Genomic DNA, 16,552 nt, shown 5'->3' with positions numbered 1-16,552 from the left:
GGCGATGCAAAGTGTTCGTCCCGTTAATCGAAAATTGACTCGGTTGCGTAATGACGTACAGCTTAGTACAGGACAGGCGAAACAGAATCGTTTAATTGCCGCTCAGGATCTGACCTGGGCATTAATTAACAGTCCCGCGTTTCTGTTTAATCATTGAGAGAAATCTGATATTTCATTTATCAGACTGATAGATACAATACTAAAACAAATCTCGAACAAAAGTGAGGAGATACGGAAATGCTGATCATTCCAGGTCAACCAGGCAAGGAAGTGTGTGAGTCACGAAGCCAAATCTCAAGGCGAGATCTGCTGCGAGTGGGTGGTTCCAGTATGATGGGTATGGGACTGGGTTCCATGCTGCAACTTCAAGAAGCTGCTGCCAACAAAAATGAAGGTGGGGGACCCGGGTGGGCCAAAGCCAAAAGCGTGATTTTGATCTTCCTGCAAGGCGGCCCCAGCCATCTCGATTTATGGGATCCCAAAGAGAACGTTCCCGATAATGTGCGGAGCGTGTTCAAGCCGATTTCGACAAAGCTGCCGGGAATTCAATTCTCAGAATTGCTACCGAACTTAGCTCAAAACAACGACAAGTTTACCATGATTCGTTCGATGAGCTACACCCCTAAAGGGCTCTTCAATCATACTGCAGCCATCTACCAGATGTTAACGGGCTACACGACCGACAAAGTCAGCCCTTCTGGTCAGTTAGAACCGCCTAGTCCCAAGGATTTTCCGAACTTTGGTTCTAATATCATCAGGTTGCAACCACCGAATGTCTCAATGTTGCCTTTTGTCATGTTACCCCGCCCTCTTCAGGAAAGTAATGTGGTAGGAAAAGCGGGGACAGCCGGATTTCTGGGACGTGCTTTCGATCCTTATTATCTGTATCCACCGGGCGATGATATGGATATGAATAAAATGGACCGGATCAGTGTGGATGATCTCAAACTACGTCCTGATGTTTACACCTCGCGATTGCAGCGTCGTGCCAGTTTGCGCGACATGATCAACAAAGGGATGCCGCAACTGAATAAAGCCGTTCAGGATTATAAGCTGGACAAATATTATTCGCGTGCCCTTGATCTTGTCATTTCCGGACGTGCCCGCGATGCATTTGCCCTCGAGCAGGAAACGGATTCGGTTCGTGACAAGTATGGCCGCAATACGTTTGGACAAAGCTTGCTGCTTGCTCGCCGTCTCGTGGAAGCGGGCACGCGTGTTGTCGAAGTAGTTTGGCCTAAAGTGGCGAATTCTAATAATCATTCCTGGGATGTGCATACGGGATTAACCAACCGTCTGAAAAATCAGTCAGGCCCCATGTTCGATCAAGGGTTAGCCAGCTTGATTTCCGATCTCTATGATCGTGGCACTCTCGATGAGACTCTGGTTGTCGCCGTCGGTGAATTTGGCAGAAGTCCTCAACGTGGTGTCAGTACCTCGGGCAATTCGAATACGGATGATGGACGTGATCACTGGCCTTACTGTTATACATCGTTGATGGCGGGTGCTGGTATTAAACGGGGTTATGTACATGGCGAATCTGATAAGACCGGTTCCAGCCCTCGTAAAGATCCGGTTCATCCACGTGAACTTTTGGCAACAATTTATCATTCGTTTGGAATTAATCCGGAAACGATTGTCTATAATCACCTGAATCAACCACGTGAACTGGTGAAAGCACAAGCCGTCACCAAATTGATGAGTTAATTTAACTCACATGGAATATTAAAACAGGTCCCCTTTCTTTGTGAAAGGTGGCCTGTTTTTTTTAATACCCGGTTATATTTTTACGTGCAAAATGAGGAACATCGAGTTTGACTGATCTGGGCCTCTGAAGTTTTTATGAAACGGATGTGTTTTCGCATCTGCAGTCAGATCGAATCATCCAGTGGGCACCACTCTTTAATATTGGCGATAAACTCTTTCACAAGATTGCTCTGATAGCGCTGGGGATGAGTCACCAGCACGATCGTACGCGTTGGTTTTACGCCTGATAAACTCAGGTATTTGATTCGTTTGCTTTTGTCATTGTTTTTAGCCATTTCTGGAACGAGAGAAATTCCCATTCCTAACCCGACTAATTCTTGCACCGTAGCCAGTTGCGCACTTTCACAATTGACTCGTGGTGAATAGTGATGGTGCTGACAGAATGAAACAATCTGTTGTCCCAGACAATGTGCTTCGCTTAATAAGATAAAAGACTCATCCTGCAAATCTTTAGAAGTGACTCGTTTTTTCTTGAGCAGCTTATGACGTGGGCTTACCGCCAGGAAAAGTTCTTCGCTGAACAGTGGCTCGACATCAAGCAGTTCCTCTTGGAGTGGAAGCGAAAGAAATGCCAGGTCCAGGTCCCCTGCTTTGCAATCCTGCATCGTCTGGTCGGTTGTCATTTCTTTGAAAGTGATTTCTGCATCCGGATGTGCTTGAAACAGTTTTTTTAAGAGGGGTGGAATTAAAAAAGGAGCAATAGTTGGGATTGCACCCAATCTGATTTTTTTATTTTCCAGTGTGTATGAAGCGTTGACTAAATGTTGTGTCTCTTCTACAGCACGCAGGATATTCGATGCGCGCTCATAGAAAATCTCACCCGCACTTGTCAGTCGCAAACGCCGACCCAGGCGTTCAATTAGCGGATGGCCGATCTCTTTTTCCAGTTTAATAATCTGCTGGCTCAGCGATGGTTGAGAGACATAACACTTCTCTGCGGCACGCGTAAAGTTACCCAGTTCGGCAACGGTAACGAAGTAACGTAATTGTTGTAGTTCCATAGTTATTTCCTATCGATGTTATAGGAATTATATATTTTTCATATCAGACATTACAAGTTAGTATTTGCTTCGTTGAATACGACATTGTCGAAAGTATCAATAACAGAATTGATACGGGTCTGCATGTACTTCAAATATAAAAAGGGTAACAAATGTTTTTCAGTCGATGGTTACGTTCGCCTCAAGTCATGACGTTAGGTTTAGCTGCTTTATCTTGCAGTTGGAGTCTTGGAATTGATTCACACGTTTTTGCCTATCCGCCTTCTAATCAGGTGGCGTCCTCTGAACCTGCGATATCTGTCTCTCAAAAAGAGTTTGCAGCAGTAGTCAAAAAGATGAAGTCGGAAAAAGAACAAATTCGTCAACGACACATGCATCTTTTACAAGAACGATACGACCTTTCGAATCGTCCATCCGATTCAGGAAAAATGTCACGCGGTAAGCCTCTACAGACTGGTATTCGCGCAAAGTTACCGGCGGGCGTTTCTTCCTGGAAAGAACTAGCTGGTTTAAAACCAGAAGAAATTCGTTCACAAGGGTTATGGCCAAAGGGTTTTTTTCCCCTGCCTCACCCGAATCATAACGAGGGAGGCATGTTGTTTCCCAAGTCACAAATTGATGAGGTCATGAAACAGGAAAAGCGGAATCTGGCACGCTTTGATCTCGACTTTGACATACCAGATCACTTTATGCCGGAATTTCCTCCTGCAGTGTATTTAACAACCAGATCTGATCTAGGCGATGTTTCACAAGGAAAAGTTGTGACTTCCAAAAATTATTACGATATTTTTGAAGGGATACTCAATCCCAAGCAGTTAGATGGTGTGCGACTCTTGGTCACTCCATTTCCTCAACAACAGTTCAATCAGACTCATGACAGACGGACGATTGAAGCCAGTGATGGTGTCACCTGCTTCGATTGCCATGTCAATGGCCATACGAATGGTGCCACTCACCTTGTAGGAGATATGCGTCCTCAAAAATTTCGAAACCGGATTGAGGTGCCTTCTTTGAGAGGTGTGAACATTCAGAGGCTATTTGGGTCCCAGCGGGCCTTAAAGACGGTCGAAGATTTCACGGAATTTGAACAAAGGGCCGCATACTTCGATGGTGATACTGCAACCGCAATCAAAAAAGGAATGAATATTCTTGATCGTGGAAGTCAGGTGCATGCAATGGCGGAGTTTCAGGAACTACTCGATTTTCCTCCCGCTCCCAAGTTGGACATTTTTGGAAAACTCGATCCCGAAAAAGCCACTGAATCAGAATTGAAAGGTCAGGCGTTGTTTTTCGGGAAGGCCAAGTGCGCCTCTTGTCATACGGCTCCCTATTACACAGACAACTTAATGCACAATCTAAAAACAGAACGGTTTTATAAACCACAAATGGTACTTGACCATATGGCGAATGGTGAGGGACCAATCAAGACATTCCCTTTACGAGGGATTAAAGATTCGCCACCTTACCTCCACGACGGTCGATTATTGACCCTGGAAGATACCGTTGAGTTCTTCGCACTCGTGAGTGGTGTGAATCTGATGGCTCGGGAAAAACAGGATCTGGTAGCATTTCTGAAATGCCTCTAATCCAGTTTTAGGAAAATTGTTGAATAACAAACTCGGGCCTGCCGCCTGACCATTGATTTGGTCAGGCGGATTTTTTTATGCATTGCTCTTGATCTTTTACTCAAATTGATAATGCTGAACGGACTTTGTGCGTTCTCATGCAGTCCGTTTTTTATCAGAATTTGATTCGATCATGGCAAAACTCTTAAAAGATCAATTCGATCGTATCTATCTCAATCGATTAGCTGATGAACTTGTCAAATACCAATCCAACTTTCCCAAACAGAGAATGCTAAAATTTGTTTTTGATCAAGATTGGGATCAAAAAGAGCTCAAGCATCGCATGCGGCACATTACTCTGGCATTACATGAATTTCTACCACAAAAATATGAGGTGGCAATAAAGATATTGAAAAATGCGGCTCCTCAATTTGGAGGCTTTGAAGCAATGTTCTTCCCCGATTTTGTGGAAGTCTATGGGATAAAAGAGTGGGACTTATCAATATCTGCTTTGGAACATTTTACGAAGTATTCCAGTAGCGAATTTGCGGTGCGGCCCTTTATCATAAAGGATCCAAAACGCATGATGCGGCAGATGCGTGACTGGGCCAGTTCCCGCAACGAACATGTGCGCAGACTTGCTTCTGAGGGTAGCCGTCCTCGCTTACCATGGGCGATGGCGTTACCAGAATTCAAAAAAGATCCTAGCCCTGTCTTACCTGTTCTCAAAATATTAAAAGCAGATCCAAGTGAATATGTCAGAAGAAGTGTTGCCAACCATTTGAATGACATCTCAAAAGATCATCCGGAACTCGTAATCAACTTGGCAAAACAGTGGATTACAGAAAGTTCTGAGACGCAATGGGTTGTGAAGCATGGTTGCCGAACGCTTTTAAAATCCGGTAATTCAGACGCATTGGAATTATTTGGATTTCATGAACCAAATGAAATAAGTGTAAAACAGCTGCAAGTCTCCCCTTCTCTGGTCGCTTGGAGTGGAGATGTAAAATTCGAGTTTGAACTGGTATCTCAATCACCAGAACTGGGACAGATCCGTGTGGAATATGCCATCGATTTTGTTAGAAAGAATGGCAGAGTATCCCGAAAAGTCTTTAAAATATCAGAAGGTACTTATTCGATGGTTTCAAAAGTCTATCGGTGTCAACATTCCTTTAAACCGATCACGACTCGAAAGTATTATCCGGGAATTCATCGACTGGCCCTGATTGTAAACGGTGTGGAATTGGCTGCGGGACAATTCGAGTTATTGAGTACAAAAACATAATTTCATAAAAGTCAAAAAAGGAAGTAAATCTCTCTCTTACTGAAAAGATGACAAAATATGGAAAAGGGTTCATTTAGTTCTTGAATTATTGATTGTGGATTAGTGTACAATGTCGAGATGGATAAACGACTCAATTGAACACGACTATAGTAATGTTGAATCAAATATCGAGAATTATCAAAAACTGGGAACTCATTTCACCCCACAAGCATCCTGGTTAATGTTCTTATAGGTCGCGCCACTACAATTGATTCTCTGACAGCAAGATTGGCCCATTCGCGAACTAAGGATGGATTATGTTAAATATGGGTGCGCACTTTAAACTCATTCAGCTTAAATTATTATGGTTACAGATGTTGGCGTGGGGGACGCTATTCGCTCCGTTATGCGTAACGGAGCCGCTTTCTGCTCAAATCTTCGTTGGCGAAGCGCGCGCTGTTGCAGCAGATGCTGCAGGAAATGATGGTACTTCCCCGCATAAAATGCCGGGTTTTAGTATCTCTGTTGACGAAAAGAAGCTGAACCTGCTCGACGATTATGAACGCTATGTTCGGCATCGAATGTGGGAAAAAGCATTGACCACAATCAAAGAGCTTTCGGAGACAAAATCGACTTCGCCTTTACTTCCGACGACAGAGGGATTTCTGGTCGATGCAGAAGATCGAATATTTATGGCTTTGATCTCTTTACCAGCGGAAGGTCGCGAAGCGTTTCGACTCTTTTTCGATGGAAAAGCACGAAAGCAGTTTGAAGAATTGCCATCTCAGTCCGAGTTTAAAACACCTCAGGCAATCAGCGATGCGAAAAAAATCTTTTCCCAATTCTTTTTAACTTCGGTTGGTGATGATGTTGCTGACTTGTTGGGAAACGATGCTTTTGAACGAGGGGAATTTACTCGCGCAGCACGTTATTGGAGATTGATACTGGATCATCACCCTGATACGAATCTTGTCGAGATTGATATCAACGTCAAGTACGCTTTGGCATTGATTCGAAGCCGTCAGTCCGATCAGGCCGCTTCAAATATCCAGGTGATTTCACAACAGTTTCCCGGTAAAAAGATAACTCTGGGAGGCAATTCAGCTGATCCCGTCGTGTATTTGAAGTCGCTAATTGCCCAGGAGCCTGTAAAAGCAGCCCCTTCCCTGAATCTAGCAGACACCGTTCCCAGGCTCATCAGTCAACCTGTAAAACTCCAGCAGCCTGAAAATAAACCGCGCTGGAAACTGACGTATCTGGACAAGACTGCATCGCAAGCGATCGTGAAATCCCAAACGGATTACTATGGGCGTGGTAAATCGTATCTGACTTTTGTTCCTGCAATGGCTGTGGATGAGAAACGTGCTTACATCAATTTTTACGGCGTTTGTTTTGCTCTTGATTTACAATCCGGAAAATTAGTCTGGAGAAATGCAAAGTTTACGGATCTCGGAAAACACTTTAGTAATTACAGTTTTCACCGATCCAGTAAATTGAAGCAATATCACATTACTGTCAGTGGCAATACTCTTTTGGCCACTTTGGTTCCAGAAAAAGAGATGAATCAATCTCGAGCCGCATATCGTTTAGTAGCATATCAGGCAGATTCCGGAAAAACGCTTTGGACGGCTAAGGTGGGGACTGAAAGTTTTATCTCAAAACCACTCGTGGAGGGAAATCATATTTATGTTGTTTCTCATGCGCAAAATAATAAGTTGATTAAATTGAATAGTCTTTCTTTGAAAACAGGCCAAAAGGAATGGTCGATTCCTTTAGGTTCGGTTGTTTCAGGAAATTCAAACAACGGAATGCAAATCATGCCAGTTCCACTGTTGCAGAAACAGGGAGACTCTTTATTCATTCTGACCAATAATGGGGCTTTATTTGAAGTTTCGATTCCATTAAAGACCATCAATTGGGTCTTCCGTTATCCCTACAAGTCGAATCAGACAAATACAAATTATTATTACTATGCCATAAAAGAAGAAACCGAATTACACACCAATGGCCAGATGATTCGAGATCAGAATCTGCTTTATTTCAAAGAAGCCGGTGCCAATGAAGTTTATGCTTTGGATTTGTCTGCGAAAAAAGTAATTTGGAAGCGTCCGGTCAAAGTATCTGCTCAGATTGTGGGTGTTGATCAGAAGAATGTTTACATCATGTCGAAAGAACTGGAAGCCATCGATCGAAAATCTCGTAAACTGAACTGGGCCGTTTCGCTGCCTGTTGCTGCCGGTGGACTAAGTGCACTGATTGACCCGAACGATGCCTGGGTATTTACAAGTCGGGGGATTTTTGAAATTTCCAAAACAAATGGTGACATTGTCAATATCTACCGTGGTAGTGATCTCACGTCTCTCGGGGGAGCAATTGACTTACGCAATGGATTGTTGATTTGTGTTTCCAATCAGGCGGTAACTGCCTATCCCATCAGTACACAACAGTCAAAAAAAGACGTGGGTAACAAAAAAATAGCCCCTAAAAACAGCAATTTACTTAATAATTGATCATGGATCTCAAATGAGCAACTTAGCACATCTGATGCAAAGAATGATGTTTCTTACTCTGATCGGGTGCCTATCCGGTAATACAAATGAGCTGACTGTTTTCGCTGCAGAGAATAACGGCATCAGCGTTATAGGGGTTGGAAAAGTCGAAGCCAGGCCTTCCGTCGTGGAATTGACGGGATTGATTGTTGGTCAGGGGCAATTGGCAGGAGATGCTGTAACCAAGTTTCATGGCAATCGTCGCAGAGCAGAAGCGGCTTTCAAAAACTTGAAAATACCCGGTCTAGAGGTCGTCGAAGATGGAATGTCTCTCTATTCTGCAATGACGGCAAGCCAGATGCAGGCTGCGATGCGTGGAATGGCAGTTAATAATACGCAGGCCCAAGAACTTTCGGTTTCAGAGTCAATCAAGTTGCGAATCACGGGGATCGAAAAACTGAATACTCAGGAGCTGCTGGAAACGATTGTGAAAATTGTCGATTCGGGGAAAGACGCAGGCGTCATTATTGGAAATAAAACACAGAGTATTCCGGGAGTTTACAACCCTTCGGCGGCTAAAAATACGATGGCAACATTTAAAGTTATCAATGTACAAAAACTGAAAGAAGAGGCGTTCCAGAAAGCCATCGCGGATGCCAAAGCACAGGCAGAAAAGTTGGCACGACTGACGGGGGTAAAACTCGGGAAAGTGATTTCCATTAATGGCGAGTCTGATAGTCAGAATAATAGTTCCGGAGTTTATAATCCCTACATTGGCCGAATGATATCAGCAAATAATGTAACGAACAGTGACGAGCAAGCGACGTCGCTGTTAAAAGCAATTCCCATTTCGGTAGCAGTACGTGTGACATACGCAATCGACTGATTTTGCACTGATGAGAAAAAAACGATAATCGATGATATGGACACAAAAACGGAACACGGGAGTGAAATGAGAAACGATCAACGGTTGATAATCTGTTTGTTAAGCGTGTTCATTCTCTTCAATCCTTTTGTAGTGAAAGGTGAGGAATTACTGCCGCGACATATGACTCCCGCGACCGTGAAATCGATTAAGCGCGGCTTGGATTATCTGGCCAAGCAGCAGACTGCGGCAGGCAGTTTTCAAACCACCCAGGATGGAAGTACGTACCCGGTTTCAATGACATCCCTGGCAGGGATTGCGTTTTTAGCTAATGGTAATACATCAAGTCGTGGTCCGTATGCAGATCAGGTACGCAAAGCCACTGAGTACGTTTTGAGTCAGGCACAGGAGAATGGTCTGATTGCCGCTGGTTCAGAAAATGGCCGCCCCATGTATGGTCATGGTTTCTCACTTTTATTTCTCTCCAGTGTGTTTGGTATGGAAACTGATGCTAAAGTACGTGCCCGGATAGGAAAAGTCGTGAAAAACGGAATTCAGTTGACTGCGTCTGGGCAAAGTAATCTAGGTGGCTGGATCTATACTCCCGGTGGTGGTGATGAAGGAAGTGTTACCGTAACGCAGATGCAGGGACTCCGTGCAGCACATAATGCCGGGTTTACGGTACCCAAAGGAACCATTGAAAATGCTGTCCGCTATCTGGAACTCTGTCAGACTCCGGATGGGGGTATCCGTTACTCTTATAATTCCGGTAATGATACGCGTTTGCCGATTTCCGCCGCTGCCATTACCTGTCTATATTCAGCGGGAGAATACGAATCACCATTGGCTGAGGAATGTATGGAATATGTGTATGGTCAATTCAAGAGTCGAAAAAATGGTTTTCGGTCCGGGCACTATTTTTATTTGAACCTTTACGCCTCTCAGGCGTTTTATCAGGCAGGCGATGAGTACTGGAATGCCTATTTTCCAGGTCAACGTGACAGCTTGATCAAGTCACAATCAAAAAAGGATGGCAGTTGGAACGGCGATGGGGTTGGCCCTGTGTTCGGGACAAGCGTGGCCTTGATTGTAATGCAGCTACCTTACAAATACTTACCCATTTATCAACGTTGATTTTCAAACAGAAGTAACCACCCTTGCAGGCTGGTAGAACGGGGAGCGAACCTTGTCAGAGATCAAAACAGCACCAGATATGGAAGCTTTGGAAAAACTCAGAGCCGCCCAGGAACGAATTCGCAAACAAATTCGAACGGTCGTCATCGGCCAGGATGATGTGGTAGAACAACTCCTGGTCAGTATTTTGGCCGGAGGACATTGTATCCTTGAGGGAGTACCGGGGCTGGCAAAAACATTGCTCGTTTCGACATTGGCGAAAAGTCTTTCACTTGAATTTGGTCGAATTCAATTTACACCAGACCTGATGCCCGCTGATATTACCGGGACCGATGTGATTTATGAAGATCGACAGACGGGCAGCCGCGAATTCAAATTTATCGAAGGCCCGATTTTTACTAACTTGTTACTAGCCGATGAAATCAACCGTACGCCACCCAAGACGCAAGCTGCTTTGTTGCAAGGTATGCAGGAACGGAATATCTCTGCCGGTACAAAACACTATAAGTTACCCAGCCCATTTTTTGTTCTGGCAACTCAGAATCCGATTGAACAGGAAGGCACTTATCCCCTGCCCGAAGCACAATTGGACCGTTTTCTGATGAAAATTATCGTGGAATACCCCACAAGGGATGAAGAACGATTGATCTATAAAACAGTGACCGGCGATGATCAGACAGAACCTGAGGCGACGTTAACGGGAGCAGAAGTCCTTGAATTACAGCATCTGGTAAGGCGTGTTCCGATCAGTGATTTTCTGGTGGACTACACCATGGATCTGATTCGAGCTACACGCCGCGATAGCGAAGATGCACCAGATTTTATCAATCGTTGGGTTCTCTGGGGCGCTGGCCCCCGTGGCGGTCAGTCGTTGATTCTGGCCGCAAAAGCCAGAGCTGCCTTATACGGACGTCCTGAAGTGATCGTCGAAGATTTACAGACAGTGGCGAAAGCGGTTTTGCGTCACCGGATTGTATTGTCTTACAACGCGGAATCAGAAGGACAGACTGCGGATTCTGTCGTCGAAAAGCTGATAGAGGAAACTCCCTTGCATCAGAGTGAAGCAGGAAAGGACGGACAGTTTGAAAGAATACTTAAATCCTGAAGTGATTGGAAGGATCGCCGGGATTGGTTTTAAAACACGACAACCGGTGGAAGGTACGATTGCCGGTCAGCACCGGAGCCCTCTGCACGGACTCTCTCCTGAATTTGCCGATTATCGAAGTTATACACCCGGAGATGATTTAAAGAATCTCGATTGGAAAGCGTACGCCCGTTCCGATCGGTTTTATATCAAACGATTTGAAGAAGAGTCGAATCTACGGGCGGTGTTCATTATCGACTCTTCAGCTTCGATGCAATACGGTGCGCCGGAGTTTTCAAAATATGATTGCGCTGCCACGATTGCTGTTTCGCTGTCGGCTGTTTTATTGAAACAACGGGACGCGGTAGGCCTGGCTATTTTGAATGATCGCGTTCAGGAAGATCTGAAAACAGGTGGAACTCCCTCGCATCTGGCAAAATTCATCGAAGTGTTACAGCGTGTTGAATTGATCGGAGAAACCGATATCGGCCCGGCTGTTTCACAAGTTGCCGATCAGATCCATCGGCGGGGTGTGGTTGTGGTGCTTTCTGATCTACTGACACCTTTAGACCCGTTTTATGAATCGCTCGGCAAGCTCCAACATGCCGGACATGAAGTCATCGTTGCACATATTCTGCATCGCGATGAAATGGAAATGCCTTTTAAAGACTCTGTGATATTTAAAGACATTGAAGGGGATGAAGAAATCTTCGCAGAGCCCTGGGCATTTCATAAAGCCTATCAGGCTGCCATGGAAGAGTTTACTCAGGAAACACGACAACGTTGTCAATATTGCGGCATTGATTATCTACAGATCTTGACGGATGAAAATCTGGGAGCCGTCTTAAGCAGTTATTTACATAATCGTCAATTCGGAGGTGCAAAGACGCATCGCGGGCGGATGTCTTCGCAGGGCAGTCCGTCTCGTAAAGAAAATCAAAGCGAGAAAAATACAGAGAACTCCCCTGCCCCTGAAACGAAATCACTCCAGTAACCTGAAAGAGAATTCCGAGACAATACATGCATTTTCTGGCACCCCTTTTATTGGCGGGAACGGTTCTGGCAACCGCCCCCATCATCATTCACCTGTTAAACCGGCGGCGGTTTACACGCGTGAACTGGGCGCCGATGGAATATCTGAAGTTGACGTTGAAAACCAATCGTCGACGTTTACGACTGGAACAATGGTTGCTGCTGGCGATTAGAACTTTAGCAGTATTGGCTTTGTTTTTTGCGATCGCCCGCCCGATCAGTTCGGGTACCAATCTAGCCGGATTTCTTTCGGTGGAAGGCCGAGCCAGCCGCGTGATCGTCATTGATGATTCGTTAAGCATGTCTTATCAAGAGGGAGATCAATCAGCATTTGAGCGGGCAAAAAACGCCGCAAGACAAATTCTGAATCAGTTAGGGCCACAAGATTCCGTTTCGGTAGTATTGGCATCGAATCCCGCGCAAACATTAGTGCGCATGGCACACCTGGAGGAAAACGAGCGTGATAAATTGGTCGTGCGGATTAACGAACTGGCAAGCTGTCAGATGGCCAGCCACTGGATTTCGACATTAGAGGATATTGATCGACAGCTACGGGAAGCAACATTTCCGGTGAAAGAAGTGATTATTGTTACCGATCTCTGGGCGGCTGGCTGGACTGTCGAAGTGCAAGATTTGTTTGATCGCTGGTCACAGGAACAAGTCACCGTGCGTTTTATTGATATTGGTGCTGAACCTGCCGGTAATCGAGTCTTACGTTCGCTGGAATTAGATAGTCGGATTGCGCTGGTCGATCAAGAAGTCAAAATGACGGCTGTGATCGAAAATGCAGGAGATGAACCACTCAAGTCGGGACAGGCACTACTAACCGTTGATGGAGATGTGACACCCGTATCGCTACCGGAAATTCCTGCGGATAAAACAGTGAATGTTCCCGTCAGTGTGCGATTTGACCAGCCGGGACAGCATGTTGTGTCCCTGAGTATTCCGACAGATAAATTGCAGGATGATAATATTCAGCGAAAAGTTATTAATGTACGACAGATGGTTGATGTAGTTCTAGTCGATGGAGAACCCGGGTTGAATCCATTTGATAGTGAAACAGATTTTCTGGCGCTGGCGCTTTCGGCCGGAAATTCAAGCTGGCAAGTCACACAGGCGGAAAGTTCGAACTGGAAAAATCAGCTGTTATCAGCCCCCGATTTAATTATTCTGGCGAATGTTGATCAGTTGTCAAAAAAACGAATTACAGAGCTGGAAGAACTCGTAGCGCTGGGAACAGGTTTAATGATTTTTGCCGGCGACCAGTGTGATCTGGAACTTTACAATGAACGTCTCTTTAAGGGTGGCAATGGTCTGCTTCCAGCGCGTTTACGACAGATCAGCGATTTACAGTCGCAGGGACTGGTGATCGAACCGATTGCCGATTCACCGATCGAACTCCTGAAAGGGTTGACGCCCGAGCTTCTAAGTCGCGTTCGTCCGCGCCGCTTTGCGGATGTGATCATTGATTCCAGTACGCAACCCAATATCGATCAGCAGAAGGTACGCGTGCTGGCACGCTGGAATGACGCGAGTCAGTCGCCAGCGGTCCTCGAAAAACGCTTTGGTGAAGGACGCGTTCTATTCTGGACCATCACAGCAGATAAAAGCTGGAGTGACTGGCCTGCGGAAGCCAGCTTTGTACTCGCAATGCGTGTGGCAGCACAGCAGATAGCAGCAGATATTCAACGTGGAGATAACCTGATCGCCGGGGAACCGATTCACTACGAACTGGAAACAATTACCGCGCCTCAATCGGGTGAACTAATCTGGTTAGATCGAGAATTGGATCCGCTCGATATCACATTTGGCTCCATTGATGAATCAAAAACCATGTTAAATTCTACGCCGGTTCGATTTGCAGGCGTGGTCGAAGCGAACTGGCAGGATTCGCAACTCAGCGAACAAACACAGAAGTTTGCAATCAATGCCAATGTCGACGATTCACTTCAGAAAAAAATGAATGAGCAGGCACTACAACAATTTTTAGGTCGCATGCCATTAAATTTGATTCGATACCAGGGAAAAGAAATGGACCTTTCGACAGAAGGGACTGAATTATGGAGATATCTGGCAGTCCTCTTACTGGGTTGTCTGATTTCAGAAAGTATGCTGGCGACTTGGATTGGTCGGCGGCGTTAAATAGCGAGATTTGAAATTGAATAAGTTTCTGGAATTTATATTTGGCATTCAATCTTCGTCATGGACCGAAGGGGGACAATGGTCCGCCCAGTGGGTCGGTCTGCCGACAGGCGACTGGATGCTCTTATTCTTACTGGGAACGGTTGTCCTTATCGCTGGTGGGTGGTGGCTTTACAAACGCGATGCACAGCAGGTTCCTTTAGGACGGCGTTGTTTATTGTATACGATTCGCATTTCGATACTCTCGCTGGTTATTGCAATGTTGCTGGAACCGATTCTCGTGTTGAGTAAAGAGGAAAAAATCCCTTCACATTTGCTGGTTCTGCTAGACACTTCTCTTTCCATGTCATTAAAAGATGCCTGGAAAGATGAAGAGAAAGCGATGGAAGTCTCACAAAATCTGGGGATGTCTGCCAATACTGATGCCATGCGAAAATTAACTCGGATGCAACTGGCGCAAAAACTGATTAACGAACAGTTTTTAAAAGAACTCTCTGCCAAGGGAACGCGAAACGTTCATTTGCATGGTTTTTCCGACAAGTTCGGTCCGACTTCATTAAAGTTGTCGGAGGAATGGGATACCGGCGGAAATGCGACCGCCATCGCCAGTTCCCTCAGGCAGGCTCTATTGTCTTATACGGGAATGCCCTTGTCAGGTGTGTTACTGGTGAGCGATGGTCAATCGACGGCGGGTGAGCCGCCTGAAGAAGTGCTGCAAATGCTCTCGGATGAAGGCGTTCCTCTCGTGACGGTGGGCGTGGGGACAACAGATGGCCCTCGAAATGTGGCGATCAGCGAATTGGAAGTCAGTCCTGTAGTCTTTGTGCAGGATACGAATCAAATGACTGTGCATATCGAATCGCGCGGCATGCAGGCAGAAACAGCGACTTTGCTGATTGAAAAACGCAGAAATGGCGGTCCATGGCAGGAATTTGTACGTGAAGAAATCGTGCTCAATCTAGAAGGTCAATTACAGCCTCGAACGTTTGATTTCAGTGAAACCAAAAATGGGAAACTGGAATTCCGGGCAAAAATAATCGATACTGGCCCGGAGATCTCCGAAGATGATAATCTGGCTTCGGCTGAAGTGCGCGTCATCCGTCAGCGTTTGAACGTGCTATTTATCGCCGGTTCCACTTTTCCCGAAGTTCAGTTCTTGCGGAACACGTTTCTCAGAGATCGACAGATCAATTTGTCTTCCTGGCTGATGGCCGCGGATAAAACGTACGAACATCCCGGCGATTTACCTATTCGCCGTTTGCCAGTCACACAGGAAGAAATCAACGATTATGACTGTGTCATTCTATATGACCCAGATCCGACATTGTGGCCGATTAATTTTCCCGAACTTTTGACCAGCTTTGTGACAAAAGCGGGTGGCGGTCTGGTTTATATCGCGGGAGAAATGCAGACAGCCAGGATGTTTGATCGCCAGTCTGATCCCTCATTAAGCTGGTTGAATCTCCTGCCCGTAATTCGAGAACCGGGCTTGTTTCGGTCACAAGTGCAAATTCGATTGAGTGCGAGATCGCCCTGGAAACTGGATGTAACCGAACAGGGATTTCAGGATTCCATTTTTACTTTTTCCAATGATCGTCAGACGAACGAACAAACTTTGAAAAATCTTCCGGGTATGTTCTGGCATTTCCCCGTAACGAAAGCAAAACCGGGAGCAACAGTTCTTGCCGTTCATGCCGATCCCCGCATGCGGAACGAATACGGACAAGAAGTGCTGATTGCCTCGCAACGAGTGGGCCCAGGTTGGTCTATCTTTATCGGATTCGACAGCACCTACCGTTGGCGATATTTGGACGAACAGTTTTTTGATGGATTCTGGGCACGGGTCGTTGATCGGGCCGGTCGCAGTAAACAATTGGGTGGAAACTATCCATTTCGTCTTTCTACAGTACAGGCAACATATCAGCCCGGAAGTCAAGCGAAAATCATGGCTCGTTTTCTCGATGAATCACAAATGGAACCAGGCCTGCAAACACTCTATGGTGAAGTCGAACGTGGCGATGATCAGCCAATTCCGTTGACACTGTCCCCCGGTAATAAAGCGGGTGAGTTTTCAACAACCTTTCCCGTTTCGCAGCCGGGTACCTATTTTGTTCGAGTCTGGCTGGGCGATGAATCCGCGGGTGCAACCGTTAAAGCGGAAAATGATTATGCAGCGGTGTTGGTTGATCCGCAGCGATATGGCTTGAAT

The 16,552-nt window shown here is 45.7% G+C and carries 11 protein-coding genes; 10 read left to right on the top strand and 1 reads right to left on the bottom strand.

Going from position 1 to position 16,552, the window contains the following annotated elements; translation table 11 throughout:
* Window positions 1–237 precede the first annotated feature (237 nt).
* Complete coding sequence (locus Q0668_RS00670) at window positions 238–1,707, top strand: DUF1501 domain-containing protein (protein WP_298858908.1); 1,470 nt, start codon at window positions 238–240, stop codon at window positions 1,705–1,707.
* A 164-nt stretch (window positions 1,708–1,871) separates the two neighbouring features.
* Here the strand turns inward: Q0668_RS00670 and Q0668_RS00665 are convergent, their stop codons facing one another.
* Window positions 1,872–2,768, bottom strand: a complete 897-nt coding sequence (locus Q0668_RS00665; RefSeq protein ID WP_298858907.1) for a LysR family transcriptional regulator — start codon at window positions 2,766–2,768, stop codon at window positions 1,872–1,874.
* Window positions 2,769–2,920: 152 nt separating this feature from the next.
* On the opposite strand from Q0668_RS00665, the gene Q0668_RS00660 reads away from it, so the two are divergent.
* From Q0668_RS00660 to Q0668_RS00620, 9 genes are all read left to right on the top strand, one after another.
* Window positions 2,921–4,354, top strand: coding sequence for a cytochrome B6 (locus Q0668_RS00660; protein ID WP_298858905.1), 1,434 nt, complete (start codon window positions 2,921–2,923; stop codon window positions 4,352–4,354).
* A 172-nt stretch (window positions 4,355–4,526) separates the two neighbouring features.
* Window positions 4,527–5,618, top strand: coding sequence for a DNA alkylation repair protein (locus Q0668_RS00655; RefSeq protein ID WP_298858903.1), 1,092 nt, complete (start codon window positions 4,527–4,529; stop codon window positions 5,616–5,618).
* 296 nt (window positions 5,619–5,914) lie between these two features.
* Entirely contained in the window at window positions 5,915–8,107 is a 2,193-nt protein-coding gene (locus tag Q0668_RS00650; protein WP_298858901.1) for a PQQ-binding-like beta-propeller repeat protein, read from the top strand.
* 13 nt (window positions 8,108–8,120) lie between these two features.
* Window positions 8,121–8,972: an SIMPL domain-containing protein gene (locus tag Q0668_RS00645; protein WP_298858899.1), complete on the top strand. Its 852-nt coding sequence runs from the start codon at window positions 8,121–8,123 to the stop codon at window positions 8,970–8,972.
* A 66-nt stretch (window positions 8,973–9,038) separates the two neighbouring features.
* Entirely contained in the window at window positions 9,039–10,085 is a 1,047-nt protein-coding gene (locus tag Q0668_RS00640) for a prenyltransferase/squalene oxidase repeat-containing protein (RefSeq protein WP_298858897.1), read from the top strand.
* A gap of 79 nt (window positions 10,086–10,164) precedes the next feature.
* Complete coding sequence (locus tag Q0668_RS00635; protein WP_298858910.1) at window positions 10,165–11,190, top strand: MoxR family ATPase; 1,026 nt, start codon at window positions 10,165–10,167, stop codon at window positions 11,188–11,190.
* Window positions 11,168–12,163 (top strand): DUF58 domain-containing protein, encoded by a 996-nt coding sequence (locus tag Q0668_RS00630; protein ID WP_298858895.1) that lies wholly within the window; start codon window positions 11,168–11,170, stop codon window positions 12,161–12,163. Before Q0668_RS00635 ends, Q0668_RS00630 begins: the two co-directional genes overlap by 23 nt.
* Before the next feature lie 26 nt (window positions 12,164–12,189).
* Window positions 12,190–14,343 carry a BatA domain-containing protein gene (locus Q0668_RS00625; protein WP_298858892.1) on the top strand — a complete coding sequence of 718 codons (2,154 nt, stop codon included), beginning with the start codon at window positions 12,190–12,192 and terminating at the stop codon, window positions 14,341–14,343.
* Between the two features lie 16 nt (window positions 14,344–14,359).
* A partial coding sequence (locus tag Q0668_RS00620; RefSeq protein ID WP_298858890.1) for a hypothetical protein occupies window positions 14,360–16,552 on the top strand: 2,193 nt, incomplete at its 3' end.

The organism is uncultured Gimesia sp. (assembly GCF_937910335.1).
Classification (GTDB): Bacteria; Planctomycetota; Planctomycetia; order Planctomycetales; family Planctomycetaceae; genus Gimesia.
This window is presented reverse-complemented; position numbering and strand designations above follow the sequence as displayed.